This is a genomic window from Rahnella sp. JUb53, from assembly GCF_004346065.1.
GTDB lineage: Bacteria > Pseudomonadota > Gammaproteobacteria > Enterobacterales > Enterobacteriaceae > Rahnella > Rahnella variigena.
On record NZ_SLYT01000002.1, the window covers coordinates 624,655 to 648,317 of the forward strand.

At 53.7% G+C, this 23,663-nt stretch carries 25 protein-coding genes and 2 pseudogenes; 7 read left to right on the forward strand and 20 right to left on the reverse strand.

The window, feature by feature from the left end:
* Positions 1-662: 662 nt before the first annotated feature.
* Entirely contained in the window at positions 663-1,169 is a 507-nt protein-coding gene (gene msrB / locus EC840_RS07455; RefSeq protein WP_132964720.1) for a peptide-methionine (R)-S-oxide reductase MsrB, read from the forward strand.
* A gap of 18 nt (positions 1,170-1,187) precedes the next feature.
* Positions 1,188-1,925, forward strand: coding sequence for a peptide-methionine (S)-S-oxide reductase MsrA (gene msrA, locus EC840_RS07460; RefSeq protein WP_132964722.1), 738 nt, complete (start codon positions 1,188-1,190; stop codon positions 1,923-1,925).
* Between the two features lie 81 nt (positions 1,926-2,006).
* Here the strand turns inward: msrA and EC840_RS07465 are convergent, their stop codons facing one another.
* From EC840_RS07465 to EC840_RS07490, 6 genes are all read right to left on the reverse strand, one after another.
* Positions 2,007-2,312, reverse strand: a complete 306-nt coding sequence (locus EC840_RS07465) for a hypothetical protein (protein ID WP_132964724.1) — start codon at positions 2,310-2,312, stop codon at positions 2,007-2,009.
* A 20-nt stretch (positions 2,313-2,332) separates the two neighbouring features.
* Positions 2,333-3,598 carry a PTS sugar transporter subunit IIC gene (locus EC840_RS07470; RefSeq protein ID WP_113876467.1) on the reverse strand — a complete coding sequence of 422 codons (1,266 nt, stop codon included), beginning with the start codon at positions 3,596-3,598 and terminating at the stop codon, positions 2,333-2,335.
* A gap of 72 nt (positions 3,599-3,670) precedes the next feature.
* Positions 3,671-3,973, reverse strand: a complete 303-nt coding sequence (locus EC840_RS07475; protein WP_113876466.1) for a PTS sugar transporter subunit IIB — start codon at positions 3,971-3,973, stop codon at positions 3,671-3,673.
* A gap of 65 nt (positions 3,974-4,038) precedes the next feature.
* Positions 4,039-4,482 carry a PTS sugar transporter subunit IIA gene (locus EC840_RS07480; RefSeq protein ID WP_113876465.1) on the reverse strand — a complete coding sequence of 148 codons (444 nt, stop codon included), beginning with the start codon at positions 4,480-4,482 and terminating at the stop codon, positions 4,039-4,041.
* Between the two features lie 206 nt (positions 4,483-4,688).
* Positions 4,689-5,285 carry an AAA family ATPase gene (locus EC840_RS07485; protein ID WP_113876464.1) on the reverse strand — a complete coding sequence of 199 codons (597 nt, stop codon included), beginning with the start codon at positions 5,283-5,285 and terminating at the stop codon, positions 4,689-4,691.
* Positions 5,278-6,213 carry a tagatose-bisphosphate aldolase gene (locus EC840_RS07490; protein ID WP_129639512.1) on the reverse strand — a complete coding sequence of 312 codons (936 nt, stop codon included), beginning with the start codon at positions 6,211-6,213 and terminating at the stop codon, positions 5,278-5,280. The genes EC840_RS07485 and EC840_RS07490 overlap by 8 nt, the downstream gene beginning before the upstream one ends.
* 233 nt (positions 6,214-6,446) lie before the next feature.
* Between EC840_RS07490 and EC840_RS07495 the strand changes: the two genes are divergently transcribed.
* Entirely contained in the window at positions 6,447-7,379 is a 933-nt protein-coding gene (locus tag EC840_RS07495) for a sugar-binding domain-containing protein (protein ID WP_113876462.1), read from the forward strand.
* A gap of 110 nt (positions 7,380-7,489) precedes the next feature.
* On the opposite strand, the gene EC840_RS07500 is transcribed toward EC840_RS07495, so the two are convergent.
* Together EC840_RS07500 and EC840_RS07505 are read right to left on the reverse strand one after the other, a co-directional pair.
* Positions 7,490-8,521, reverse strand: a complete 1,032-nt coding sequence (locus tag EC840_RS07500) for a methionine synthase (protein ID WP_113876461.1) — start codon at positions 8,519-8,521, stop codon at positions 7,490-7,492.
* 30 nt (positions 8,522-8,551) lie between these two features.
* Entirely contained in the window at positions 8,552-9,535 is a 984-nt protein-coding gene (locus tag EC840_RS07505) for a DUF1852 domain-containing protein (protein WP_132964726.1), read from the reverse strand.
* 242 nt (positions 9,536-9,777) lie between these two features.
* On the opposite strand from EC840_RS07505, the gene EC840_RS07510 reads away from it, so the two are divergent.
* From EC840_RS07510 to EC840_RS07520, 3 genes are read left to right on the forward strand one after another with little or no spacing between them, the layout of a single operon-like run.
* On the forward strand, positions 9,778-10,125 hold the full coding sequence (locus EC840_RS07510) for an antibiotic biosynthesis monooxygenase (protein ID WP_132964728.1): 348 nt from the start codon (positions 9,778-9,780) through the stop codon (positions 10,123-10,125).
* Positions 10,118-10,510: an amino acid-binding protein gene (locus EC840_RS07515; protein WP_132964730.1), complete on the forward strand. Its 393-nt coding sequence runs from the start codon at positions 10,118-10,120 to the stop codon at positions 10,508-10,510. The genes EC840_RS07510 and EC840_RS07515 overlap by 8 nt, the downstream gene beginning before the upstream one ends.
* Positions 10,507-11,217: a helix-turn-helix transcriptional regulator gene (locus EC840_RS07520; protein ID WP_129639509.1), complete on the forward strand. Its 711-nt coding sequence runs from the start codon at positions 10,507-10,509 to the stop codon at positions 11,215-11,217. Before EC840_RS07515 ends, EC840_RS07520 begins: the two co-directional genes overlap by 4 nt.
* A gap of 55 nt (positions 11,218-11,272) precedes the next feature.
* Here EC840_RS07520 and fucP read toward each other — a convergent pair whose 3' ends face one another.
* From fucP to EC840_RS07555, 7 genes and pseudogenes are all read right to left on the reverse strand, one after another.
* Positions 11,273-12,511: an L-fucose:H+ symporter permease gene (gene fucP / locus EC840_RS07525; RefSeq protein ID WP_132964732.1), complete on the reverse strand. Its 1,239-nt coding sequence runs from the start codon at positions 12,509-12,511 to the stop codon at positions 11,273-11,275.
* 113 nt (positions 12,512-12,624) lie between these two features.
* The gene (locus EC840_RS07530) at positions 12,625-12,969 is read right to left on the reverse strand and encodes an L-rhamnose mutarotase (protein ID WP_132964734.1); all 345 of its coding nucleotides are present in this window, start codon (positions 12,967-12,969) and stop codon (positions 12,625-12,627) included.
* Positions 12,966-13,742, reverse strand: a complete 777-nt coding sequence (locus tag EC840_RS07535) for an SDR family oxidoreductase (RefSeq protein WP_132964736.1) — start codon at positions 13,740-13,742, stop codon at positions 12,966-12,968. Before EC840_RS07535 ends, EC840_RS07530 begins: the two co-directional genes overlap by 4 nt.
* Positions 13,742-14,593 carry an amidohydrolase family protein gene (locus EC840_RS07540; protein WP_132964825.1) on the reverse strand — a complete coding sequence of 284 codons (852 nt, stop codon included), beginning with the start codon at positions 14,591-14,593 and terminating at the stop codon, positions 13,742-13,744. The genes EC840_RS07535 and EC840_RS07540 overlap by 1 nt, the downstream gene beginning before the upstream one ends.
* Before the next feature lie 34 nt (positions 14,594-14,627).
* Positions 14,628-15,905, reverse strand: coding sequence for an L-fuconate dehydratase (locus EC840_RS07545; protein WP_132964738.1), 1,278 nt, complete (start codon positions 15,903-15,905; stop codon positions 14,628-14,630).
* 27 nt (positions 15,906-15,932) lie between these two features.
* Positions 15,933-16,070 (reverse strand): annotated as a pseudogene (locus tag EC840_RS07550) (fumarylacetoacetate hydrolase family protein); the annotation flags it as partial.
* A gap of 128 nt (positions 16,071-16,198) precedes the next feature.
* Positions 16,199-16,435 (reverse strand): annotated as a pseudogene (locus tag EC840_RS07555) (SDR family oxidoreductase); the annotation flags it as partial.
* Positions 16,436-16,650: 215 nt separating this feature from the next.
* Between EC840_RS07555 and EC840_RS07560 the strand changes: the two are divergent.
* Positions 16,651-17,412 (forward strand): FadR/GntR family transcriptional regulator, encoded by a 762-nt coding sequence (locus tag EC840_RS07560; RefSeq protein ID WP_132964740.1) that lies wholly within the window; start codon positions 16,651-16,653, stop codon positions 17,410-17,412.
* A gap of 52 nt (positions 17,413-17,464) precedes the next feature.
* Here the strand turns inward: EC840_RS07560 and EC840_RS07565 are convergent, their stop codons facing one another.
* From EC840_RS07565 to EC840_RS07585, 5 genes are read right to left on the reverse strand one after another with little or no spacing between them, the layout of a single operon-like run.
* Positions 17,465-18,460 (reverse strand): membrane dipeptidase, encoded by a 996-nt coding sequence (locus EC840_RS07565; protein WP_132964742.1) that lies wholly within the window; start codon positions 18,458-18,460, stop codon positions 17,465-17,467.
* On the reverse strand, positions 18,457-20,082 hold the full coding sequence (locus EC840_RS07570; protein ID WP_132964744.1) for an ABC transporter ATP-binding protein: 1,626 nt from the start codon (positions 20,080-20,082) through the stop codon (positions 18,457-18,459). Before EC840_RS07570 ends, EC840_RS07565 begins: the two co-directional genes overlap by 4 nt.
* Complete coding sequence (locus EC840_RS07575; protein WP_120163368.1) at positions 20,082-20,897, reverse strand: ABC transporter permease; 816 nt, start codon at positions 20,895-20,897, stop codon at positions 20,082-20,084. The genes EC840_RS07570 and EC840_RS07575 overlap by 1 nt, the downstream gene beginning before the upstream one ends.
* A complete protein-coding gene (locus EC840_RS07580) occupies positions 20,894-21,892 on the reverse strand; it encodes an ABC transporter permease (protein ID WP_132964746.1) in 999 nt (332 codons plus the stop codon). The genes EC840_RS07575 and EC840_RS07580 overlap by 4 nt, the downstream gene beginning before the upstream one ends.
* The gene (locus EC840_RS07585; protein WP_132964748.1) at positions 21,892-23,445 is read right to left on the reverse strand and encodes an ABC transporter substrate-binding protein; all 1,554 of its coding nucleotides are present in this window, start codon (positions 23,443-23,445) and stop codon (positions 21,892-21,894) included. The genes EC840_RS07580 and EC840_RS07585 overlap by 1 nt, the downstream gene beginning before the upstream one ends.
* Positions 23,446-23,663 lie beyond the last annotated feature (218 nt).

The window sequence follows — 23,663 nt, forward strand, 5'->3', positions numbered from 1 at the left end:
CGGTGACTGCTTAACGCGCTGCGCCGAAACCGCCCAAGAAAGGGAAGTGCTTTCCCTCTCTTGGATCTCTCCCCGCTTTTTTACTGCGCGCTCCGCTCGCAGGCTATGTTTCAGTTAACACAGTGATAGCCGCAAAATCCCACCGCTGCGCGGTGCCCTCCGTTCGGGTTACAACCCGCGCAAACTACCGCGCGGTTTTACACCTCTCCTCCGGCGTGATTTTGGAACCGGCCTCAGGTTTATACTTCACAACCTCACTTTCTTCATTCTTTAAAATCCCACGGGCGATTCAGAAAGCTTGCTGAATGAGAGGTTGCAGACCAGAGGCTGCAATCCCGAAATGAAGGCACCGCGCAGCGGCAAGATTTCCAGCCTGTCACCGCGGTGACTGAAACATAGCCAGCGAGCGATAGCGCGCAGTTTAAGACGTGGAGATTCCAAAGAGGGCTCGTCATAGCCCTCTTTGGGCGGTTTCGGCGCAGCGCGTTAAGCGATCACCGCACGTGAGAAACCGAAACTACCTAATCCCAGCTTTACCCGAGCCCCGCAGTGCAACTGCTATCCCCCCATTTATCACAAAACTGTTAACTCTCCGCGAGGATTCCGTAATCCCTCCCCTTGTAGTCTGATGCCATCGACAACAACCGGCACGGTGGCAAAAAATGATTAACAGACGCAATTTCCTGCTGGGCAGCAGTGCGGTTTCTGCGGTCGCTGTCATGGGGCTGATCCCGTCTTTTTTCCCGCGTAAAGCGGATGCCCAGGCGAAAGGCGAAAAGTTTGAATTTACCCTGACCGATGAGCAATGGCATCAGAAGCTGAACGATGACCAGTACCACATTTTGCGCGAGGCGGGCACCGAACGGCCTTATTCCAGCCCGCTGAACAACGAGCATCGGGCGGGCGAGTTTGCCTGTGCGGGTTGCAATCTTCCTCTCTTTTCTTCTGCGACCAAATTCGACAGCCATACAGGCTGGCCGAGTTTCTGGAAGCCGTTACCCAATGCCGCGCTGACCAGCCGGGATACCTCGTTTGGCATGGTGCGCGATGAGGTGCATTGCCGCCGCTGCGGCGGGCATCTGGGACACGTATTTGATGACGGCCCGCAGCCGACCGGCTTGCGTTATTGCATGAACGGGCTGGCGATGACGTTCACCCCCAAAGCTTAATAAGTCAGGACATTCATAATGAAAAATGCATCCAAAAAAGTGCGCAGCTTGCGAAATTACAGCCTGATCGCCGGACTGGTGCTGGCTTCAGCCTTTGCCTTTCAAAATAACGCCTGGTCGTGGGGCGGTGGCGCAGAACCGGCGGTGGTGATCCCGGCACCGGCAAAAGATGAGCCTGCGGGAACGTCGCACAGCGAAACGGCGCTGTTTGCCGGTGGCTGTTTCTGGGGGATTCAGGGCGTGTTTCAGCATGTGAAAGGCGTGACCAGCGCGGTGTCGGGTTATGCCGGAGGCGAGGCACAAACGGCGAGTTATGAACAGGTGAGCAACGGCGATACCGGCCACGCAGAATCCGTCAAAGTCACGTTTGACCCGACGCAGGTGAGTTACGGTGAACTGCTGCATATTTTCTTCTCAGTGGGACATAACCCGACGGAACTGAACCGTCAGGGGCCGGACACCGGCAGTCAGTATCGTTCGGCGGTTTTCCCGCTCAATCAGGCGCAGGCCGACGTGGCGAAAGCGTACATTGCCCAGCTCGATGCCAGCCACAGTTACAGCGAACCGCTGGTGACGAAAGTGGAAAACAATGCACACTTTTATCCGGCTGAGGCTTATCACCAAAACTTCTTAAACGATAACCCGGACTATCCGTACATTGTGGTGAACGATCTGCCGAAAATAAAAGATTTGAAACAGCATTTCCCGGCCGATTATAGCGAACAGCCGGTGCTGGTGAAGGGCGTTAACCCCTAGGAAAAAATAAAGAGGCCGCGGCGTTATCCGCGGCGGCTTCTTAAGGGGGTAACTGAACAGATATCCCGAATTTACCGTGGCTTAAAATCCGTAACGGATAGCATCTTTACTTTGTTGCATCAGCGCATCAATTTTTTCTGAATAGGCTTCCAGCCCTTTGCCGTCCCCGGCTTCAGAGCACTGGCGACGCCGCGCGTTATACGCTTTCATCAGTTGCGCCTGTGCAAATCCCGGTTTGCCGTAACAGGCCATGCTTTCCTCCCAGCAGGCAATTGCGGCATCCAGATCCTGCTGCTCCTGATACTGTTTTCCCAGCTCGTTAAGCGCTTTCGCCGACTCCTGAGGGGGCAGTTGCTGCGCTAAAATTTGCTCAATACGAGTGTCCATAATCATGACCTCCGGCTCACTTAATGGAAGAAGTTAAGGATATGACCAAATACCAGCCCGACGCTGATGACATCAGAGTCACTGAATGTTACGTTCGAGAAGCCAAACTTGCCCAACAGTGGCAGCAGCAACGCCGGCAGCAGAGTGATAAACAGGCCGTGGAAAATCCCGCCGATAATCGCGCCGCGACGCCCGCCGACGGCGTTACCGAAGATGCCCGCCGTGCCGCCCGCGAAGAAGTTGGTCAGCATGCCCGGTAAGATCATCGCCAGTCCGAGGCTCGGGAACAGGAACATGCCGATCACCGAACCGATGGTGGTCGAGATAAAGCCGATAATGACCGCGTTCGGGGCATAGGGGAAAAGCACCGGACAGTCGAGCGCCGGAATGGCGTTCGGCACAATACGCAGGGCGATACCGCGGAAAGCCGGGACGATTTCAGCCAGCAGCAGGCGGACACCTGACAGCAGCACGTAAACGCCGACCACAAACTGAATGGATTGCAGGAACGAATAGACCAGATAGTTAACGCTGTTGGCATAAGGCGCGATGACTTCTGGGCCTGCTGCAATTGCCGGGATCAGGTAAATCGGGATCATCACCACCATCATCGACAGATAGGTGTCTTGCAGGAAAGAGAAGGATTGCGGCAGCTCGAAGTCTTCGGTGCTTTTACTGACATCGCCGGTAAGTTTCGCCACACCGGCCTGCACGATATAGCCGATAGTGCAGAAATGGCCGAGTGCAATGTCATCGGAGCCGGTAATTTTGCGCACAATCGGCTGAGCCAGCACCGGCATCCCGACGGCCATTACACCGGCAATAATCCCGCCGGTCAGGATAAGCTCGGTACCGCGCAGACCGCCCATGTAGCCGATGACGGAACAGACCGTGGCCATCCACAGCGACGCCTGTCCGGTGAGGAAGATATATTTGAATCGGGTCAGGCGGGCAATCAGGATATTGACGATAAACGCCAGTACCATAATTAATGCCGTTTCACGCCCGAGAGTTTGCTGTGCGATACCGGCAATCGAACCGACGTCGGTAACAATCCCGCGCATATGAAATCCTTTCTGGAATATTTCACCCAGGAAGGTCAGGGTATTAACAATTATGCTGGCACCCGAAAGCAGAACCAAAAAGCCCAGAAGCGTTTTTAATGTACCGGTAATAACTTGTCCGGTGCTTTTCTTTAATGCGATCAGGCCAATCATGGCGATCAGTGATATTAATATTGATGCCTGGCCTAATACATCATTGACAATAAAGTGAAGGAAAGACATAAGCGTCCCCTGTAGAGTTCACGGTAATTGTTCTGTCGATTTATAAGTGTTTTTACTTTAAATAATAATTTATTAAATGGCCAGATGTCCCATTTCCTGAAGGATAGGAGTCAGCTTGGTCTTTATTTCATTTTTATCAACCAGGCGCTTCAGATAAATAATGTTGGCGTTGATTGTGTAATGCTGGAATTGCGATCTGAAGTTTTCGCCGGTCATAATAATGTCGGCTCTCGATGACGTGGCACTGGAAATATCACAATGTGATAAATCGGCTTCCACACCCAAATCTTTTAACGCTGCTTCGATACTCATTTCACAGGCAAAACTGCTGCCCAGACCCGCACCGCATACCGCCAGGATTGATAGCTTTTTCATCATTTTTCCTTACGTTCTTTGTAGGTGTTCATAAAGGGTTATGTTTATCTCTTTTCACTTCACGTTTAAAACTGCCGGATGATATCTAATGCTTCCTGTCTGTTTTTACTGCGTTTTAACCGCTCTGCCGCCTCGTCATCACAGAACAGATGGGAAAGGCTGGCAATCATTTCTATGTGCGAATGGCTGTCCACAGCGGCCAGCGCGAAGATGACGTAAACCGGATCGTTATCTTCACTGCCGAACTCAACGCCTTCTGAAACAATCACCAGGGACAGTGCCGTATGGTTAACCCCTTCTTCTGGCCGGGCGTGTGGCATTGCTATACCTTCGCCCAAAACATAATAAGGCCCGATTTCCCGGTGCATATCATATATAGCCTGAAGATAACGGTTTTCCGCTGCGCCCGAATCAATTAACGGTTGCACGGCAAATGCCACTGCACTTTTCCAGTCTTCTATTTTACTGATGATTTGCGTGTTATTTTCATTAATCCAGTCGCTTAACATAATGCCTCTTCATAAGAGTAGGGTATTTTCTCAGTATGATATTTAATTAAAATAAAAACTGTGATCTATCCAGTCCTGTTAGCCATCAATGAAAGATAATAATTTCAGGCGACCTGAAAGAATGAATGATAGCAGAGGTTTAACAACGTCCTGATATCAGAATTAACTTACTTTTTCGGTAAACGAATATTTCCTCTGGTCAGCTTTCATTGAATTTGTGTGTCGAATGAATTCATTATCCACTGATGAATATCAACAATATTTACAGGCTTATTTTGCTCAATAACATTCTGATCAACAGAATAAACTGGTCCTGATGTTATTGGCCGTGCATTTCCTGCGAGAATTTTTAATTCGGGAATATATTCTGCCCCGACATGTCCCGGTAAACGTTCGCCCAGTCGTGAGGCAAAACGTCCGGCAACCAGTTCAGCATCAATCTGGCACCAGATTTCCACGACCTGCGTGACGCCCGCCCGTTGCAGATAATCCTGCAAGACTTCCTGGGGCTGAAAACCAAACCACGCATCGACAATAAAAGTGCTGCCCTGTGGTGCGCCGCCGATGATGTCCCAGATAACCTGATAGCTTGCCAGCCCAAGTACGCGGTTAAAAGGGCGGTCAACGTTCTCTAATCGCTGAAGAAAAGGATTTTTAATGCCATCAAGCGACAGTTGCAGCCAGCCGCTGTGTGCAGAAAGCTCAACAGCGAGCCGGCTTTTACCTGACGCCGGGATCCCGTTCACCAGGATAACGCGTTTGCTGGTAAAGCCATTTCGTGAGGCGCTTCTGTTATCAGACATGTTCCACCTGTTGTGTTTGGTTATGTGCCGGTGCATGGAAATACTGCTGAATGACAGCCTGCAACTCGTTCAGACGCGGTACCGCCAGCGATTCCAGACGGGATTTCGTTGCGTTGCGATCCAGCGAAATGCAGTCTTTCCACAATGAACGGCCTGCGATAACGCCTGACGCGCCCTCACTCATGGCATCTGCTACTTGTTTGAGGAAAGTGGAATGGTCAACGCCCGCTGAAAGCACCGCCCAGGGCACGACCCCTGCAAGTTTGGTGATGTCAGCACAGGCTTGTTTCGAGCCCGGATAAGGCAGTTTTAGCACTTTCGCGCCGCATTCCAGGCAAATCTTCGTGCCGCCATAAATCAGTGACGGGACTTTTTCTTTATATTCTTCCTCGGTTTCGTTGTCGAGTTTATAGGTCAAAAACTCCACCACCAGCAGCAGGTCTTCGCGGGCGAAGTCCTCAATACACTGACGCAGAATATCAATGTTATGTCGGTTAGCGGCTTCCTGATCGGAGCGCAGATAGACCATGATTTTACCACCGGTCGCCCCCAGTTGACGTACGCGGCGTGCATCTACGTTAGCGACCAGGCGTGACAGACGATAACCTTCCGGTGAATTATCCCAGCCAGAAGCATCAAGGCCAATGAGCAGCGCGGTGTCGCGGGCAATAATCCCGTTATCCACCAGTTGCGGGACGGCGCAAACCGGATCGACCAGCACACAGGAGGCTTTACTGGCGAGATACTGGGTGATGTCGGCTTTGATAAGCCCGAGTTCGTGCTCAGAAATGGCGGATTGTTGTTGCGGGTCGCTGGCGAGCAGGCTGCGCATGGCGCCACGCTGGTCACAGGCGATCACCAGCATCGCACCGTTCTTGCCGCAAATCTGCTGATAACTGCGTAATTCTGAAGTAGACATTTTTGACATGGAACTCTCCTTTGCGTGAAATTTATTACAGATGAAAAAATCTCGATTACACTGGACGTTCTGTCTTTGCCCCCTGACGAAAAGGGGCGGAAAATCGCGTAACATGCCGTTTTACAAGGGTTGAAGCCCGAACCGGCACATTGCATTTTTACAGGTGTTGCGCAATAATCCCTCAATCGACGATTTGAGTGTAATTCATTACTGAAAGGAATTTCAAGCTGAAAGAGCCAATTTTGCAAGATATTGCAGCAACGCGTGCCATGATGCATCTGGTGGCGAAGCTGCATTACGAGTCTGATATGTCTCAGGTGGAGATTGCACGCAAGCTGGATGTGTCGACGGCAACCATTTCCCGGTTGCTGAATAAAGCCCGTGCGGCAGGGATTGTGCGCATCGAAGTGGTGGGTTTATCGTCGCCGGAAGACATGACAACTGACCTGATGAAACGCCTCGGACTCAGACACGCGTATGTGGTGGATGCGCCACCGGGCAACGTGCTGGGCGCGTTGGCGACACCGCTGGCTTCTTTGTTACAGGAAGCCGGTTTAGGTGCCGGATCAGTGCTCGGTATCGGCTGGGGAAGGGCCGTGCGGGAAGTGACGCTGGCGGGTATGCCGCGTCTGCCGGGCATTATGACCGTCGCGCTCAACGGGGGTATGCAACAATCGGCCCCGCATTTCCAGATAACCGAGTTCGTGCGTCGTGCGGCAGAACAGATGGAAGGCACGCCGTATTTTCTGCACGCCCCTTATCTTTCATCGGCGGAATTGCGTGATGCGTTTCTCGCAGACCCGAGTGTGCAGGAAATTATTTCACTGTGGGATCGGCTCGATGCGGCGATTGTCGGTGTAGGCCTGACGCATACCCCTAAACCGAGTGAATCCACCACGGCAACACCGGGTGAGCAGGCGCTGAGTGATGCAGCGGGGGATGTGCTGCGTCATTACTTCACCGAATCTGGCGATTTACTGCATTGGGAAGGGGAAGAAAGAATGATTGCCGCCTCGGCAGAACAGCTGCGCAAAACGCCGCTAACCATTGGTGTGGCCGCCACCCCCGAAAAAGCCGCGGGGATTATTGGCGCAGTGCGCTCAGGAATGATCAATTCGCTGGTGACAGATGTGAATACTGCCCAGGCGATTCTGGACAAATTGCCGGTGTCCTGAGTTAAAAGAAAATTAAACGGAGGGGAGCGATAGCGGGGTAGTGAGTTGGCGACCGTTTTGATCGCTCAACTCAGACTATGTTCTTTTCAGCTTTGTGCTGGCTGACCACGTTATTTCGCCAGCAGTTCCTTACGCACGATTTCAGCACCGGCGCTTAACGCATCCAGCTTGCCGCGTGCCACGCCACGCGGTAACGGGATCATGCCGCAGTTAGTGCACGGATAAAGTTTGTCGGCGTCGACAAATTGCAGCGCTTTACGCAGCGTTGCGGCAACTTCTTCCGGTGTTTCGATAGTATTGGTGGCTACGTCGATAGCACCAACCATCACTTTTTTACCGCGGATCAGCTCCATCAGCTCCATCGGAACATGCGAGTGATGGCATTCCAGCGAGATAATATCGATATTAGATTTTTGCAGTTTCGGGAAGATCTCTTCGTATTGTCTCCACTCCGTGCCCAGCGTTTTCTTCCAGTCGGTGTTGGCTTTGATGCCGTAGCCGTAGCAGATATGGACAGCCGTTTCGCACTTCAGTCCTTCGATTGCTCGTTCCAGCGTGGCAATGCCCCAGTCGTTCACTTCGTCGAAGAACACGTTAAAGGCCGGTTCATCGAACTGGATGATATCGACGCCCGCCGCCTCTAATTCTTTGGCTTCTTCATTGAGAATTTTAGCGAATTCCCAGGCGAGTTTTTCGCGGCTTTTATAGTGGTTGTCATACAGCGTGTCGATCATGGTCATCGGTCCCGGCAGGGCCCATTTGATCGGCTGCGTGGTTTGCTTACGTAAAAACTTCGCATCTTCGACAAAAACGGACTTCTTGCGGCTCACCGGCCCGACAACGGTTGGCACACTTGCTTCATAGCGGTTGCGGATCTTGACGATTTCACGCTTCTCGAAATCCACGCCTTCGAGATGCTCGATAAATGTGGTGACAAAATGCTGACGCGTTTGCTCGCCATCGCTGACGATATCAATACCGGCCTGTTGTTGATCTTCCAGACATAAACGCAGCGCATCGAGTTTCCCGTCAACTAATTCCTGACCTTCCAGTTTCCACGGCGACCAGAGTGTTTCTGGCTGAGCAATCCAGGAGGGCTTCGGTAAACTGCCCGCAGTCGATGTCGGTAATAATTTTTTCATCACAGGTGACCTTATATTTTTATGGGTAAATCAGAGAACGGGTTCAGCAGACCATTGTTTAAGAACGGTTTGGTAAGGTTTAATAAATTGCTCTTCAGTAAACCTCCCCTGTTCAACAGCCAGCTGACTACGTTCTTCCCGGTCATAAACAATCCGGGTTAATGAATAATCCTGGAAATTCAAACTCGGCTGATACTGTTTTCCCGCCGGTGAATTCGCGTTGTAAATTTCAGGGCGATAAATCTTCTGGAATGTTTCCATGGTGCTGATGGTGCTGATCAGCTCAAGATTGGTGTAGTCACTCAGCAAATCGCCGCTGAAGTAAAACGCCAGCGGCGCAACGCTGTTTTCAGGCATGAAGTAGCGGGCACGCAGTCCCATTTTGGCGAAATATTCATCCGTCAGGGAAGGCTCATCCTGCTGATATTCGATGCCTAAAACAGGATGTTGATTGCCGGTACAGTAATAGGTGTTTTTACTTGAAACGCTCAGGCAGATAACCGGTGTCTTATTAAAATACTGTTTGTAGGTATCTGAAGTAATAAAACGCTTAAAGATATCACCGTGTAATACGCCAAAATTCTCCGGAAGGCTGAATCCGGCTTTGTCCTTATTATGCTCAGGCAGTACAACGCTGAAATCATAATCACGGACATAAGAGGAAAAGTTATTTCCCAGAATGCCTGCATAACGTTCGTTGGTTTTTTTATCGACGATATTGGTTTTTAATATTTCAATCACCGGGAAGGCGTCGGATTTTCCTTCACTACTGATATTCAACTGAGCGGTGATGATGTCCAGTTCAACCGCGTAGCGGTCACTGGTTGGGTTGTCCCAGTGTGCCAGAGAATTAAAGCGATTATTAATCATCACTAAAGTGTTGCGCAGGTTTTCCTGACGTTTTTCGCCCCTCGCCAGATTGGCAAAGTTAGTCGTAATACGCGTATTTTCCGAGGGGTTATAATCTTCGTCGAAACGAATGCTCTTAATAGTGAATGTAATTTCTTTTTTCATTTTTATCAGGTGTCCCGGCTGCTGAAAAACCTACATTATTTCAGTAGTCTTCATATTTTAAGGGTGAATCGCGATGACTCTTTTATGCCTGAGTCATTGAGTGAAAAAAAGTGATTTAAATTCACTGAACATGAGCAAAGTTCATGATCCTGCCTGCGCGTCGCCGACATTCTTCGGCGCTGACCGAAGCATCCCCTTTTTGCCGGTAATAAGCTGAGTGAAATTCATGAGGGAGCAGAAAGATGATCGCAGTACTTTTTGAGGCAGACGCAGTACCCGAAGCGCGTGAGCGCTACCTTGAGCTGGCGGCAGAGCTGAAGCCGTTGTTGTCGGACACGCCGGGATTTATCTCTATTGAACGCTTCCAGAGCCTGAGCACGTCCGGGAAAATTCTTTCTTTGTCGTGGTGGGAAGATGAAGAGTCGGTCGCCGGATGGAAACAAAATCTGACGCATCTTGCCGCCCAGAAAGAGGGCAAACAGTCGATTTTTTCATACTACAGAATTCGCGTTGCCCATGTATTTCGTGACTATTCTTCCGACAAATCTTCCCATCAGCCGTCTGGTAAAGGAGCGCATCAGCATGTATGACATTCACGTTATTCTCGACAATACTTCAGGTTCGCTGGCTTCATTCGGACGCGTTCTCGGTCTCAACGGCGTGGGTCTGGAAGGCGGCGGAGTATTTACCACGCCGGAAGCCACGCACGCGCATTTCCTGATAGAAGATGGCAAGAAAGCCCGTCAGGTGCTGACAGATGCCGGGTTTGAGGTCAGAAATTTGTCGCGCCCTGTGATACGGAAATTACCTCAGAAACAGCCGGGCGAACTGGGCGAAATCGCCCAGACTCTCGCCCAGGCTGGCATTAACATTCTGGTACAGTACAGCGATCACGATAACCGGCTTATCTTGCTGACGGATGACGATATCCGCGCGGCAGAAGTCACCCAAAAATGGGCAGTGGAATCTGAATGAATTTTCTTCATACCGAATACAACAGTGAGCCGGACGACTCTCTTGAAAAGTCCATGTCGCTGGTCGCTTCTGCCATTTCTGACCCGTCGAGGGTCAGTATTTTGTGCGCGCTGATGGACGGGCGTGCATGGACAGCGACAGAGCTCAGTGCGGTGGCGGGCATCGCTGCCTCCACCACCAGCGGACATCTTACCCGGCTGCTCAGCAACGGGCTGGTGATTTGCCTGACGCAGGGACGCCACCGGTATTACAGTCTGGCGGGACATCATATCGCCGGACTGCTGGAAAATCTGATGGGCGTTTCTATGCGCAGTCACCGTTCTTTTACGCCCGGCACGCCGGTAGTTTTGCGTTACGCACGAACCTGTTACGACCATCTGGCAGGAGAACTGGCGGTAAAAATCTATGATTTTATGCTGCGTCAGCGATGGCTTGAGCCTGACGGTAATGCGCTGACATCCGAGGGAAAAGCGCATTTTCAACGGATTGGCGCAGTACTTGATCCGCGTCCGCGTCGTAAGGCTTGCTGTCCTTGTCTGGACTGGAGTGAAAGACGTTTTCATCTGGGCGGGGATGCGGGGCAGGCATTGATGACGCTGTTACTGCAAAAAGAGTGGATCACACGCACGCCGGGCTATCGCGAAGTGACCGTGACTGACAGTGGCAGAATTGCCCTGAGCCGCCTGTTCAGTTTAGATCCGGTCTGAACTCATGCTTAACATCCGTCCGGATGTTAAGCATGAGAAGTGTGATGTGCCTTCCTCAGACTGTCACTTTCGCTCGTTGTTTCACGGCATAAATCAGTACCACGGCGAAGCACACCATTGGCAGGGCGTAGGAAACGGCGGTGTTGTAATGGTCAGCAATCGCACCCATCAGGTATGGCATCACCGCGCCGCCGACAATCGCCATGATCATGACTGAGCTGGCGCGTTTGGTTTGTTTGCCCATGTTTTTGACACCCATGGCGAAAATGGTCGGGAACATGATCGACATAAAGAAGAATATCGCCACCAGTGCAATCACCGAGACGTTATCAATCCCCGCCACCACCACGCCGCACAGCACAATATTGATGATGGCGTAGAGCACCAGCAATGTGGCAGGCCGGACGAAGCCCATCAGCCAGGTGCTGAAGAAACGCCCGACCATGAAGCTGATCATGCCGACCGAAAGCAGGTACGACGCATTCTGGTTCGACAGCGTGTGCCAGTGTTCGGTGGTGTAGTTGATGAAGAACGCGCCGACACCAACCTGTGCCGCGACATAGAAAAATTGTGCGATTACGCCGCCGGTGAAATGCCCGTGCTGCCACAATCCTTTCGCGATGCCGTGATCTTCCGACGTACTTTGCTCGCGGATGTCTGGCAGTTTGGTGCGCCCGAACAGGAAGGCGATCAGCAAAACTAAGACCGCAATGGCGACGTAAGTGGTTTTGACCGAGGACAGGCCATCCGCCGTGGTGCCTTGCGTGGCGGAGAAGAACAGCGAGCCGCCGATGATCGGGCCGATAAACTGACCTAATCCGTTGAATGACTGTGAAAGATTCAGGCGACGTTCCGCACCGGCAGGGTCGCCCAGGATGGTAGCGAACGGGTTAGCGGCGGTTTCCAGACAACCCAGACCAAGGGCAATCACGAACAGCGCAAACAGGAACATGCCGAAACTGCCTGCAGACGCGGCGGGGACGAATAACAGCGCGCCCAGCGCATACAGGCATAATCCGACCAGGATCCCGGCTTTATAGCCGAACCTGTCCATGAAGAAACCGGCGGGCAGGGCGATGATGAAATACGCCCCGAAATAAGCGGCCTGTAACAGGCCGGACTGGGCTTTATTGACGTGCAGCACTTCCTGGAAATGTTTATTCAGGACATCCAGCAGCCCGTAGGATAACCCCCACAGGAAAAACAGCGTGGTGACCAGAATGAACGCCAGTCTGAAACCGGACGTCGTTTTGCGCTGAGCATAAGCAGGCGCGGCAGTTTTATCGGCGAGCATTTTGTATTCCTCAGTATCTGGTGACGCATGTAGGGGTTCAGCTCAGGTGGCTGATTTTTTATGTCAGATAACGTGAAAAACGGTTAACTCCCTCACAGCAGGGAGGTGTATAGCTACTTCTGTTCGGCCAGAGAAAAAATCTTCTCCATTTCCACCCATTTTTCACCGGCGGGCGTCCACGGCGTGGGGCGCTGATATTTCCACATCAGGGCTTCCCATTCGCAGACTTTCGGATCCTCCAGACTGCGGCGTTCGAACAGCCCGCTGTCAAAATCTTCCGTGGTTTCCATCACCATCATCAGCCGGTTGCCAAGCCGGTAAATTTCCATGTCTGCGATGCCATAACGGCGCAGATGTGCGGTAATTTCCGGCCAGATTTCGCGGTGATAACGCTGATATTCTTCGATAAGCGCCGGATCGTCCGCCAGATCCAGCGCCTGACAATAGCGGCGCGTCATGTCAGCGCCCGGTCGAGATGCATATAGCCACCGTCCACGGTCAGCCACTGGCCGGTGGTGTGCGAGGCGCGGGAAGAAAGCAAAAACACCACGGTGTTGGCGATTTCCTGCGGCGTGGTCATGCGCTGCCCCAGCGGAATGTGCGAGGTAATTTGTTGCAGCTTTTCTTCAGGATGATCGAAGCTTTTGATCCAGCGTTCGTACAGCGGCGTCATCACTTCTGCCGGGATCACCGCATTAACGCGGATACCGTCGCCGAGCAGCGCCGCCGCCCATTCGCGTGTCAGCGCCAGAATGCCGCCTTTTGCTGAGGCATAACCGCTGGTATTGCCCTGCCCGGTTAATGCGGTTTTCGAACTGATATTGACGATGGCTCCCCGGCTGGCGCGCAGGGCGTCAAGGCTCAGATGGGCCATCAGGTAATAGTGGATCAGATTCTGTTCGAGTGATTTCACAAAGGCTTCGCGACCGGCATCCAGTCCCACGCTGTCGTTGGCACCGGCGTTATTCACCAGCCCGTCGATGCTGTCGAAACGGCTGAACACGTCGTCGACGGCGGCTTTGCAGCTGGCCTCGTCACGCAGTTCAGTCAGCACAAAACTGGCCTGTGGCGAAAGCTGTTGCAGTTTATGCATCAGTTCATTGGCCGGTTCGGTATTGCTGATGATCACCGGGATCGCGCCTTCTTCCGCCAGCGTCAGCGAAATCGCCGCGCCGATACCAGATCCGCCACCGGTGACCATCACCACTTTATTTTGCAGATGCAGATTCATCAGTCATTTCCTGTAATCGGTAAAGGCTGTAATTGGTAAATCGCGCAGGCGTTGCCGCCATAAATGGCTGCCTGCTCGTCACTGCTTAATGTCGCTGTGGCCTGTTCGCATAAATCCCACGGATTTTCATCCACATCAGCCAGCAGGCATACCGGCCAGTCGGAGCCAAACATCAGCCGCTCAGCGCCAAAAATCTCCAGCGCGGCCTCAAAATATGGCAGCAGATCGCGGGCTGACATACCTGCCGGACGCGGTTCGGTCAGCAGCCCGGAGAGTTTGCAGCTGACGTGTTTTAACCCCGCCAGCGGCGCAACCTGCTGCTTCCAGTGCGCGGCACTCCGGCTCAGATCGGGCTTGCCGAAATGATCGAGCACCAGAAAATAGTCGTCATGACGTTTGGCAAATTTCACGGCGTCCGTCAGATGGCGGTGCGTTACCAGAATTTCGTAGACATAACCCTTTTGCTGTAACTGACGGAGTCCGGCATTTATTGCCGGATCTGCCAGCCATTGCGCGGGCGCAGGTTCGTCCTGAACCTGATGGCGGAAACCGCGTAACAGCGGATGCGAAATCGTGTCCAGTTCCTGTTCGAGCCCTGGCGATGACAAATCCACCCAGCCTGTAACGGCGCGCACGAAGTCGGTTTTCTCTGCAAGCTCCAGCAGCCAGCGCGTTTCCTGCACTGAGGAACAGGCCTGAACCAGAATCGTGCCCTGAATATCGTGACGTTGTAACGTTGGTCTTAACGTTTCCGGTAATAAGTCCTGCTTCAGCACCGCCATGTCATCGCTTATCCAGCGGTAATCCTGCGGCGTGTAGCGCCAGAAATGCTGGTGGCTGTCGATGCGCATCGGCGTTCTCCTCGAGCTTTCTTTAGCATGGGTTTCAGGCGTGATGGCGATATTTTTCAATCGACGCCTGATGCATTTCGATGGAGAATCCCGGCGCTTCCGGTGGCATATACGCCGCGCCACGGATGTCGCACGGATGCACAAAATGCTCGTGAAGATGGTCAACGTATTCGATCACACGGCCTTCGTGCGTTCCCGCGATGCACAGATAATCAATCATCGACAGGTGCTGAACGTACTCGCATAACCCGACGCCGCCTGCGTGCGGACACACCGGCAGATTGTATTTGGCGGCCATCAGCATCACGGCCAGCACTTCGTTGACGCCGCCCATGCGGCAGGCATCAATCTGCACCACGTCAATGGCTTCCCGCATGATGAACTGTTTAAACATGATGCGGTTCTGGCACATTTCGCCGGTGGCGACTTTGACCGGCGCAACGGCCTGACGGATTTTGCGGTGGCCTTCGATATCGTCCGGGCTGGTGGGTTCTTCGATAAACCACGGACTGGCGAAGGCGAGGGCGTTCACCCACGGGATGGCGTCGTTGGTTTCCCAGACCTGATTGGCGTCGATCATCAGTTTGCGATCCGGGCCGATAACTTCACGCGCGATGCGCACACGGCGGATGTCATCTTCCAGGTCGCGTCCGACCTTCAGTTTCAGATAATCGAAACCGGCATCGACGGCTTCCTGACATAAACGGCGCAGTTTATCGTCGGGATAACCCAGCCAGCCCGCGGACGTCGTGTAACACGGATACCCTTCTGCCAGCAGTTTCTCTGTGCGTTGCGCCTTGTTGTCAGAACGCTGCTGCAATAGTGTCAGCGCTTCCTGCGGCGTGATGCAGTCGGTGATGTAGCGAAAATCGATGCAGCCCACCAGTTCTTCCGGCGACATGTCAGAGACCAGTTTCCACAAGGGTTTACCGGCGGCTTTGCTCCATAAATCCCACACGGCATTGACTACCGCACCGGTCGCCAGATGGATCGCGCCCTTGTCCGGGCCAATCCAGCGCAGCTGACTGTCACTGGTGAAATCGCGCCAGAACTGACCCATATCGGCGGTGATGGCCGCCAGATCCCGTCCGACGATCAGATGTTCCAGCGCTTTAATGGCCGCACAACAAATTTCGTTACCGCGCCCGATAGTGAACGTCAGGCCGTGGCCTTTGAGCGCAGGACTGTCAGTTTCGAGGATCACGTACGCGGCGGAATAATCCGGATCCGGGTTCATTGCATCCGATCCGTCCAGCGCCAGCGAGGTCGGGAAGCGCACATCTTCAACACGTAAAGCGGTAATGGTTGTCATCACAAAAAATCCTTCAGCTGCAAGAGGTTATGCCTGCACCGTCTTCTGACGTTGCTCACCCAAACCTTCAATTCCAAGACGTATCACCTGACCGGCTTTCAGATATACCGGCGGTTTCTGCCCCAGCCCGACGGCCGGCGGTGTTCCGGTGGAAATAATGTCGCCAACACAGGCGCTGAGATCGCGCAATTTGCCGTTGCTGTCGAGCAGGCCGGGGCGTTCAGAACCTGCATTGCCGTAACGTAATAATTTCATGAGTCAGTGTCCTTCTGTGAAAGTCAGATCTGTGAAAATCAGTATCTCCAGCCGCCGTCAATAATCTGAACCGTGTCGGTGGTATATGAACTGGCATCTGAGGCCAGATACAGCGCAAGCTGGGCGATTTCTTCTTTTTTACCGATGCGCCCGATTGGCTGACGCGAAACAAACACCTCATACACTTCTTTTTCGCTGCGGCCTTCAGCCTGTGCCTGAGCAGCAATGCGCTGGCGCAGGGAAGGTGATTCCACCATGCCAGGCTCATAGCTGTTCCCCGTAAGAGTGATTTTAAAGGCCTAATGGTCAGGCCATTGGAGGTGAAAAAAACGCGTGATAAGCACTGCTTTTTGCTAAGATGTTCGGCAAGCTTGTACTTAAAACGCCATTTCGTTTAACCAACTTTTTACATGCATAAAACAATTCAGCAAGATTTTTGTCCGGGAAATGCTAGCTGAATCACTTAATGAGAATTGACCTCAGGTGTCCGATGCCGATAAAAAAATTAGAAAATCCCAGAATTTACAGGCAGATAGCTGACCAGCTAAAAACGTTAATCGATAACAAAGAATTTCCGCCCGGCAGCCGTCTTCCTGCCGAGCGTGAACTGGCCAGTCAGTTACAGGTCAGCCGGGCGTCAGTGCGGGAGGCGCTGATTGCGCTGGAAGTGATCGGACTGGTGGATGTGCGTGTGGGAAACGGCGTGATTGTGCGTCAGCAACCGTCGAAGCCTGCCGCGCCTTCGCAGGAACCGGTGATGTCGCAGGCAGGGCGTAATCAGTGGGCGGACGTGGATGATGAGCTGAATATCGAGCTGGATTTCACTGCCGAATTGCCGCCATTTTCCCTGCTGCAAACCCGGCGTCTGATTGAACCGGAAACCGCGGCACTGGCGGCAAGAAACGCAACCGACGACGAACTTGCGGCGATCAGGCTGGCTTATGAACAGAACTGTCGCGATAACCGCAATGGCTCGGCGACGCATCCCGGTGACCGTTTGTTTCATATCCGCATCGCGCAGGCCAGTGGTAATCCGGCTTACGCTTTTATCATCGCGCACCTGCTCGGCCACCGTTATGGCACCATGTTCCGCAGCCTGCAACTGCACTACACGCCGCAGGATATGCCGCACCGCTCTGAGATTGAACATCTTGAAATCCTGACCGCACTGGAAGCAAGGGACAGTCGTGCAGCAAAGAAAGCGATGAAAGATCATCTGGATGCGGTCATCAAGATTTTTGGCCAGGGATGAAATAGGCGAGGCATCTGACTCCTTACTGTATTTCAGTGCCTGCCATGAGCGTTTACCAGACTTCTCTCGCCAGCCGTAAGAAGTTTTCCCCCAGCACATTGCGGATCACTTTTTCGCTGTGTCCTGACTGTAACAAATGGCCGACAACCTCTTCCAGCGCGGAGGGATGCACGTAGCCACCTTCCCCGGAATATTCCTCTGCGGGCCAGTATTCAGGATGTGCCGCCAGAATTTCGCCGGTACTGACATTGCCCACCGGAAAGGCATAATCCAGCGCTATTCCCACGTGGCGGGGACCGGCGAGATGAATCAGATAATCGACATGCCGGGCGAACAGCGCGGCGTCGGGCGCGCTGTCACCCAGGAACTCACCAATCCCGTTCACGCCAATCAGCCCGCCATTGTTCACACATGCCCTGATTTGTTCATCGCTGATGTTCCTGCCGTGCGCATGTACGGCTTTTGGATTGGAATGGGAAAAGATGACCGGCTTACGGGAATATTCAATGGCTTCGATGCTTGTCTGAAGACTGCAATGAGAGACATCAACGAACATGCCAACGCGGTTCATTTCATCAATCACTTCTTTGCCGAAAGAGGTTAAACCTGTGTTTTCATCATGGCAGCCGCCACCCGCGAGATTATTGCGGTTATAAGCAAACAGCATCTGTCGTACGCCCAGGTGATGATAAAACTCCACCATTTCAACGCGGCCATCCAGCGCGTTCATTCCTTCGATATCAAAGGTGATCGCCAGCTTTCCTGCAGCACGGGCGCTCAGAATATCCTCCGGCTGGTTCACCAGCAGATAGTCATCGGCATGATCGAGGATCCAGTGCCGGAACGCCGCCAGATTGCGTACTGTCTGCTCCCACGGCAGGACATCAAAGCCGACATCCACTGACAGGTAATGTACGCCCGCATCCCGCCAGAGTTGTAGATTATTCAGGTCTGCAGCCGGATCGGGCATGAAGCCGGAGTGGCCATCCCAGACCAGCGAGTCGGAAAAAATTGCGCGGGCGCGTCGGGCTATATCGGTCTGGATCATGTGAGTATTTCCTGCAATGACAAGGGGTATTCGGGAGACGGAACCTTCAGGGCTGATGCCAGCCAGCCGGGTTCCAGCGTGGGTTCGGCCTGCAACAGACGCGCGGTGTAATCATCGAAAGGCGGCGTCAGCACCGTCTCCCGCAAGCCCTGACGCACCAGTTTGCCGCGATGCATGACGGCCACGGAATGGGCAATGCTGCGCACCGTCGCGATGTCGTGAGTGATAAAAAGCAAGGTCAGGCCGGCAGACTGCTGAAGCTGTCTGAACAAGGCCAGAACGCCCTGCGCAACCAGCGGATCCAGTGCCGAGGTAGGTTCATCACAAATGAGAATTTCCGGTTCCGCTGCCAGCGCCCGCGCAATTGCCACTCGCTGTTTTTGCCCGCCTGAAAGCTGCGAGGGAAAACGATCGGCCAGCTCCGGCGCCAGTTCTACCTGCTCAAGCAACTGGCTGAGGCGTGCTTTAAGCGCGGCACCGTGTAAACCGCTGCGGCGCATGATATTCCGCCCGACCAGCTCACGTACCCGGTGGCGCGGGTTCAGTGCGGTATCCGCGTTCTGATAAATGTACTGGATTTGCCAGCGCTGCTGCGCAGTTCGCCGCTGACAATCAAACGACAGTACCTTGCCTTCCAGCGTCAGCTCGCCGGATTGCGGTTTTTGCAGCCCGGCCAGCGTGCGGGCCAGGGTGGATTTACCGGAGCCCGACTCGCCGACCAGCGCAAAGGTTTGCCCGCGGGGCAGTGTCAGCGAAAGTTGCGAGATAACCGGCTGCCCGTTACCGTACCCGACGGTCAGATCACGCAGTTCAAGCACCGGCGCATGGTGTTCAGCGACCGGCAGCGGTGCCGGATGTCGGGTATTGAGCAACGCACGGGTGTAAGGATGTGCGGCTGACCTAAGGATATCGGCAGTGCGGCCATATTCGATCTGTTTGCCGTGGCGCAACACCAGCAGGCTGTCGGCAATTTGCGAGACGACAGCAATATCGTGCGAAATATACAGCGCCGCCGTGCGGGTTTGCTTCACCGCGTGGCGGATAGCCGCCAGAACGTCGAGCTGCGTAGTGACATCCAGCGCGGTGGTCGGCTCATCAAAAACAATCAAATCAGGCGAGGAGCACAGTGCCATGGCGGTCATTGCCCGCTGCAACTGACCGCCGGAAACCTGATGAGGATAGCGTCTGGCGAACTGTACCGGATCCGGCAAACCGAGCAGGGCGAACAGCTGCAACACCTTTACCTGTGCGGCTTCAGGCGTCAGGACACCGTGATAACACGCGGCTTCAATAACCTGCGAACCCAGCGGAAATGCCGGATTAAAACCGGCACTGGCCGATTGCGCGACATAACAAACGCGTTTGCCCTGATGTGTCGCTAAACGGCACGCATCCCGGGGATGATAAGTTTCCCCCTGAAAAGTAATGCTGCCGCTGAGCGGTCGCAGCGCGCCGCGATAATGCCCCATCACCGCGAGTCCGAGGGTGGATTTCCCGGCGCCAGATTCGCCGATTACGCCCAGCACGTCGCCTTTGCGTAATTCGAAAGACACGTGGTCAATCAACACAGTTTGCTGATGTCCCACGCACAGCTGTGCGACCTGTAACAGTGCCTCTGACATCACTGATCCTCCTGCTGTTGCAGCTTTCTGCTCAGGGCATCGACCAGCAAATTGACGGCAATGACCAGCAACGAAATGGCGATAGCAGGGTAAAAGGCGGCACTGACACCAAACAGAATGCCGTCTTTATTTTCCCGCACGATGGCGCCCCAGTCGGCTGCGGGGGGCTGGATCCCCAGCCCGATGAAAGAGAGTGTCGAGATAAAAAGAATGCTGGCGCTGAACTGCATTCCCCATTCGGCCAGCAGCGGAAAGCGGGCGTTGGGCAGCATTTCGCGGATGACCCGGTACGCGTGAGATTCACCGGCAAGCTTTGCGGCTTCCATGTAATCCGTGGCCAGAATATGCGAGGCAAGACTGTAACCGAGACGGTAAACGCGCGTCGCACCGATGGCGGCCAGCACAACGATCAGCGTGCTGTTAGTTTGTGGTAACACCGCCAGCGCCACCAGCGCGATAATCAGCGACGGCAGTGACATAAACAGATCGTTGAGGCGTGACAATATCCCCTCCACCGCGCCTCCCACACTGACCGCCAGAAAGCTCAGCAGCGTGCCCGCAAGCGTAGCCATTACCGAAATCACAAAAGCAAATGACAAGGTAAGACGTGCGCCAGACAGCAGACGGGAGAACAAATCCCTGCCGAGATTATCGGTACCCAGCCAATGGGCGGCACTCATTGGTTGCCAGATTTCACCGCTTATCTGACGGGCATCGTAAGGCGCGATCCACGGCGCGGCCAGCGAGGCGAAGACAAACAGGATTAGCAGAAACGCACCGGTCACGGCGCTTACTGAGGAGAAAAGTGATTTCATCGCGGGAACCTCAGTCGTGGGTTTGCCACCATCGCCAGCATATCGACCAGTAAATTAAGCAGAATATACACGGCGGCAAACACCAGCCCGCAGGCCTGCACCACCGGGATGTCGCGTACGGTGACGGCATCCACCATGTATTGCCCGACACCCGGATAGACAAAAATCACTTCGATGATCATCGCACCGACAATCAGTCCGGCCAGATTCATGGCGATCACGGTCAGTACGGGGGAAATGGCATTTGGTGCGGCGTGTCGCCATAAAATACGCAGCGGCGGTAATCCCTTCAGCCGCGCTGTTTCCATCCATGGCGTACTGGTGACCGACATCAGCGCACTGCGTGCCGATCGCAACATGTTTGCCAGCACGGCAATCGCCAGTGTCAGCACCGGCAGCAACAGGGCGGAAAGACGATCCGGCAGGCTCATGCCGTCATAAATCGTAGAGGGAAACGTCGAGACGCCCACGTGTAACACCAGCACCTGAATCAGCAGATAGCCGATTAAAAATTCCGGCAGTGAGAGAATAATCAGGGATACCAGCGTAATCACACGGTCAGGCAGGCGGTGCAGATAGCGCACGGCGAACAGTCCGCCCAGTAACGCGACCGGGATCGCCAGTAAAGCGGCGGCACCCGCAAGCCACAGTGAATTGAGTAACCGGTGCCCGAGCTGTGCGCTGACCGGTTGCTGACTGGCCCATGAGAGCCCGAAATCGCCTTTGAAAATCTGTAGCATCCACAGCAGATAACGGGTGACAAGCGGCTTATCCAGCCCGAGACTTTGCCTGATACTGGCAATCGCCTCAGGTGTCGCTGCGCGTCCCAGTGACGCGGCAGCAAAATCACCGGGCAGGGCGTTGACGGCGGCGAAGATCAGCAGCGATACACCCCAGAGTAAAATCACCGCCAGCAGCAGGCGGTGAATGATGGCGCGGGCGAGCGGATGACGGGGCGCCGTGCTGCGCACCCCGCGGGCAATAAGACTTTTCATCAGTTGTTCAGCCAGACGCGTGAGATGACGTGACCGTTGGATAAATCGTTGCCGACATCTTCGATATAACCCTGAAGTTTGTTGCTGCTGGCGTTGAGATAATTATTGAACACCGGCAGCAGGGTGCCGCCTTCATCACGCACAATCAGCGCAATGTCGTGATACAGCGTGCGGCGTTTGGCCTCATCCTCTTCTGCCCGTGAAAGTTTGAGCAGGCTGGCAAATTGCGGATTAGCGAAGTTGGTTTCATTGCTGGCTGAGGACGGGCCCAGTTCGAGCGAATAGATCAGATCCTGGGTTAAACGCGTTCCCCATGACGACACGCAGAACGGTTTATTACGCCAGACATTATTCCAGTAGCCGTCATCCGGCTGGCGGCGGATATCAATTTTGATCCCGGCTTTCTGCGCGCTGAGCTGGAACAGCGTGGCGGCATCGACGGCACCGGGGAAAACCCCTTCAGCGACATCCAGCACAATGGGCCCGCTGTAGCCCGATTTTTTAAAGTGGAATGCGGCCTGATCGGCGTCGTACTGGCGTTGCGGGATATCGGCCGGGAACAACGGATACGCACTGTTGACCGGGAAATCATTGCCCAGCGAGCCATAACCGCCCAGCACGCGATCCAGAATTTGCTGGCGATCAATGGCCAGTTTCAGCGCCAGACGCAGGTCGTTATTGTCGAACGGCGGGGTGTTGACCATCATCGGCAACGTGTAATGTCCGCGTCCCGGTGTGTTGTAAATCGTGACCGGGCCGCTTTTCAGCAGTGCCACGATTTTCGGGCTCAGCCCGCTGATGAAATGCACTTTTCCGGTAGACAGTGCCGCAACCCGGCTCGATGCATCATTAATCGCGATCACTTCTGCACTCGCCACATTGCCCCGGCTGCTGTCCCAGTCATGCGGGTTTTTCTCCAGTTGGGTATAGACGCCAGCCTCAAATTTGACGATGCGGTAAGGCCCGGTGCCGATCCCGGCGTTAGGATTTTCATAGCCGCCACCGGGCTGGATTTGCAGGTTCCACAGCGAAAGCACCAGCGGGAAATCGACATTGCTTTCATTAAGAGTAATGGTGATTTTATCGCCATCACTGGTGACGGTACTGATGGATGACAGATAGGCAATTACGCCGGAACGGAATTTCGGATCACGGTGACGGGAAAGGGTTTTGACTACATCTTCTGCCGTCAGCGCCTGGCCGTTATGGAACTGAACGCCCTTACGCAGGGTAAATATCCAGCGCGATGATTTGTCGGCGCTTTCCCAGCTTTCTGCCAGCCCCGGTATCGCTTTGCCGCTGACCGGATCGGTACGCACCAGCGTATCGCCCCAGGCACAACCTACCACCATCATGTATGAACTGATCCAACTTGCCGGATCCAACACGTCGGTGGTCGCGGCACCATCAATGCCCAGTTTGAGGTGTCCTCCTTTCTTGGGCGTATTGTCGGCAGCGGCAGCGGCAGCGGGCAGGGTAAAACTGAGCCCGGAAGCGGCGCCGGCTGCCAGAGAAAACTTGAGGAAATCGCGACGATTCCAGGAATTTGGCATTTTTTATTATCCTTATTTTATAGGCTGATACGGTGTAAATACCCTGCTGCACAGGCGAATCTGATGGTCAGAAATTGCCCCAAAGGGGCGTAATCCTAAGAAATAGGGAAGGGGGTGTCTAATACGTAAATAAGATAAGCGTATGATAAAAATAGAAATAACACAGACAGCGTAGCCGCGGGCGCAACGGCATGCTAGGGTGCATTTTTGCCTGAATT

Excerpts from the sequence above, each read along its gene's own strand:
- msrB (WP_132964720.1), top strand. The coding sequence starts at position 663 with ATGATTAACAGACGCAATTTCCTGCTGGGCAGCAGTGCGGTTTCTGCG.
- msrA (WP_132964722.1), top strand. The coding sequence starts at position 1,188 with ATGAAAAATGCATCCAAAAAAGTGCGCAGCTTGCGAAATTACAGCCTG.
- EC840_RS07465 (WP_132964724.1), bottom strand. The coding sequence starts at position 2,312 with ATGGACACTCGTATTGAGCAAATTTTAGCGCAGCAACTGCCCCCTCAG.
- EC840_RS07470 (WP_113876467.1), bottom strand. The coding sequence starts at position 3,598 with ATGTCTTTCCTTCACTTTATTGTCAATGATGTATTAGGCCAGGCATCA.
- EC840_RS07475 (WP_113876466.1), bottom strand. The coding sequence starts at position 3,973 with ATGAAAAAGCTATCAATCCTGGCGGTATGCGGTGCGGGTCTGGGCAGC.
- EC840_RS07480 (WP_113876465.1), bottom strand. The coding sequence starts at position 4,482 with ATGTTAAGCGACTGGATTAATGAAAATAACACGCAAATCATCAGTAAA.
- EC840_RS07485 (WP_113876464.1), bottom strand. The coding sequence starts at position 5,285 with ATGTCTGATAACAGAAGCGCCTCACGAAATGGCTTTACCAGCAAACGC.
- EC840_RS07490 (WP_129639512.1), bottom strand. The coding sequence starts at position 6,213 with ATGTCAAAAATGTCTACTTCAGAATTACGCAGTTATCAGCAGATTTGC.
- EC840_RS07500 (WP_113876461.1), bottom strand. The coding sequence starts at position 8,521 with ATGAAAAAATTATTACCGACATCGACTGCGGGCAGTTTACCGAAGCCC.
- EC840_RS07505 (WP_132964726.1), bottom strand. The coding sequence starts at position 9,535 with ATGAAAAAAGAAATTACATTCACTATTAAGAGCATTCGTTTCGACGAA.
- EC840_RS07510 (WP_132964728.1), top strand. The coding sequence starts at position 9,778 with ATGATCGCAGTACTTTTTGAGGCAGACGCAGTACCCGAAGCGCGTGAG.
- EC840_RS07515 (WP_132964730.1), top strand. The coding sequence starts at position 10,118 with ATGTATGACATTCACGTTATTCTCGACAATACTTCAGGTTCGCTGGCT.
- EC840_RS07520 (WP_129639509.1), top strand. The coding sequence starts at position 10,507 with ATGAATTTTCTTCATACCGAATACAACAGTGAGCCGGACGACTCTCTT.
- fucP (WP_132964732.1), bottom strand. The coding sequence starts at position 12,511 with ATGCTCGCCGATAAAACTGCCGCGCCTGCTTATGCTCAGCGCAAAACG.
- EC840_RS07530 (WP_132964734.1), bottom strand. The coding sequence starts at position 12,969 with ATGACGCGCCGCTATTGTCAGGCGCTGGATCTGGCGGACGATCCGGCG.
- EC840_RS07535 (WP_132964736.1), bottom strand. The coding sequence starts at position 13,742 with ATGAATCTGCATCTGCAAAATAAAGTGGTGATGGTCACCGGTGGCGGA.
- EC840_RS07540 (WP_132964825.1), bottom strand. The coding sequence starts at position 14,593 with ATGCGCATCGACAGCCACCAGCATTTCTGGCGCTACACGCCGCAGGAT.
- EC840_RS07545 (WP_132964738.1), bottom strand. The coding sequence starts at position 15,905 with ATGACAACCATTACCGCTTTACGTGTTGAAGATGTGCGCTTCCCGACC.
- EC840_RS07560 (WP_132964740.1), top strand. The coding sequence starts at position 16,651 with ATGCCGATAAAAAAATTAGAAAATCCCAGAATTTACAGGCAGATAGCT.
- EC840_RS07565 (WP_132964742.1), bottom strand. The coding sequence starts at position 18,460 with ATGATCCAGACCGATATAGCCCGACGCGCCCGCGCAATTTTTTCCGAC.
- EC840_RS07570 (WP_132964744.1), bottom strand. The coding sequence starts at position 20,082 with ATGTCAGAGGCACTGTTACAGGTCGCACAGCTGTGCGTGGGACATCAG.
- EC840_RS07575 (WP_120163368.1), bottom strand. The coding sequence starts at position 20,897 with ATGAAATCACTTTTCTCCTCAGTAAGCGCCGTGACCGGTGCGTTTCTG.
- EC840_RS07580 (WP_132964746.1), bottom strand. The coding sequence starts at position 21,892 with ATGAAAAGTCTTATTGCCCGCGGGGTGCGCAGCACGGCGCCCCGTCAT.
- EC840_RS07585 (WP_132964748.1), bottom strand. The coding sequence starts at position 23,445 with ATGCCAAATTCCTGGAATCGTCGCGATTTCCTCAAGTTTTCTCTGGCA.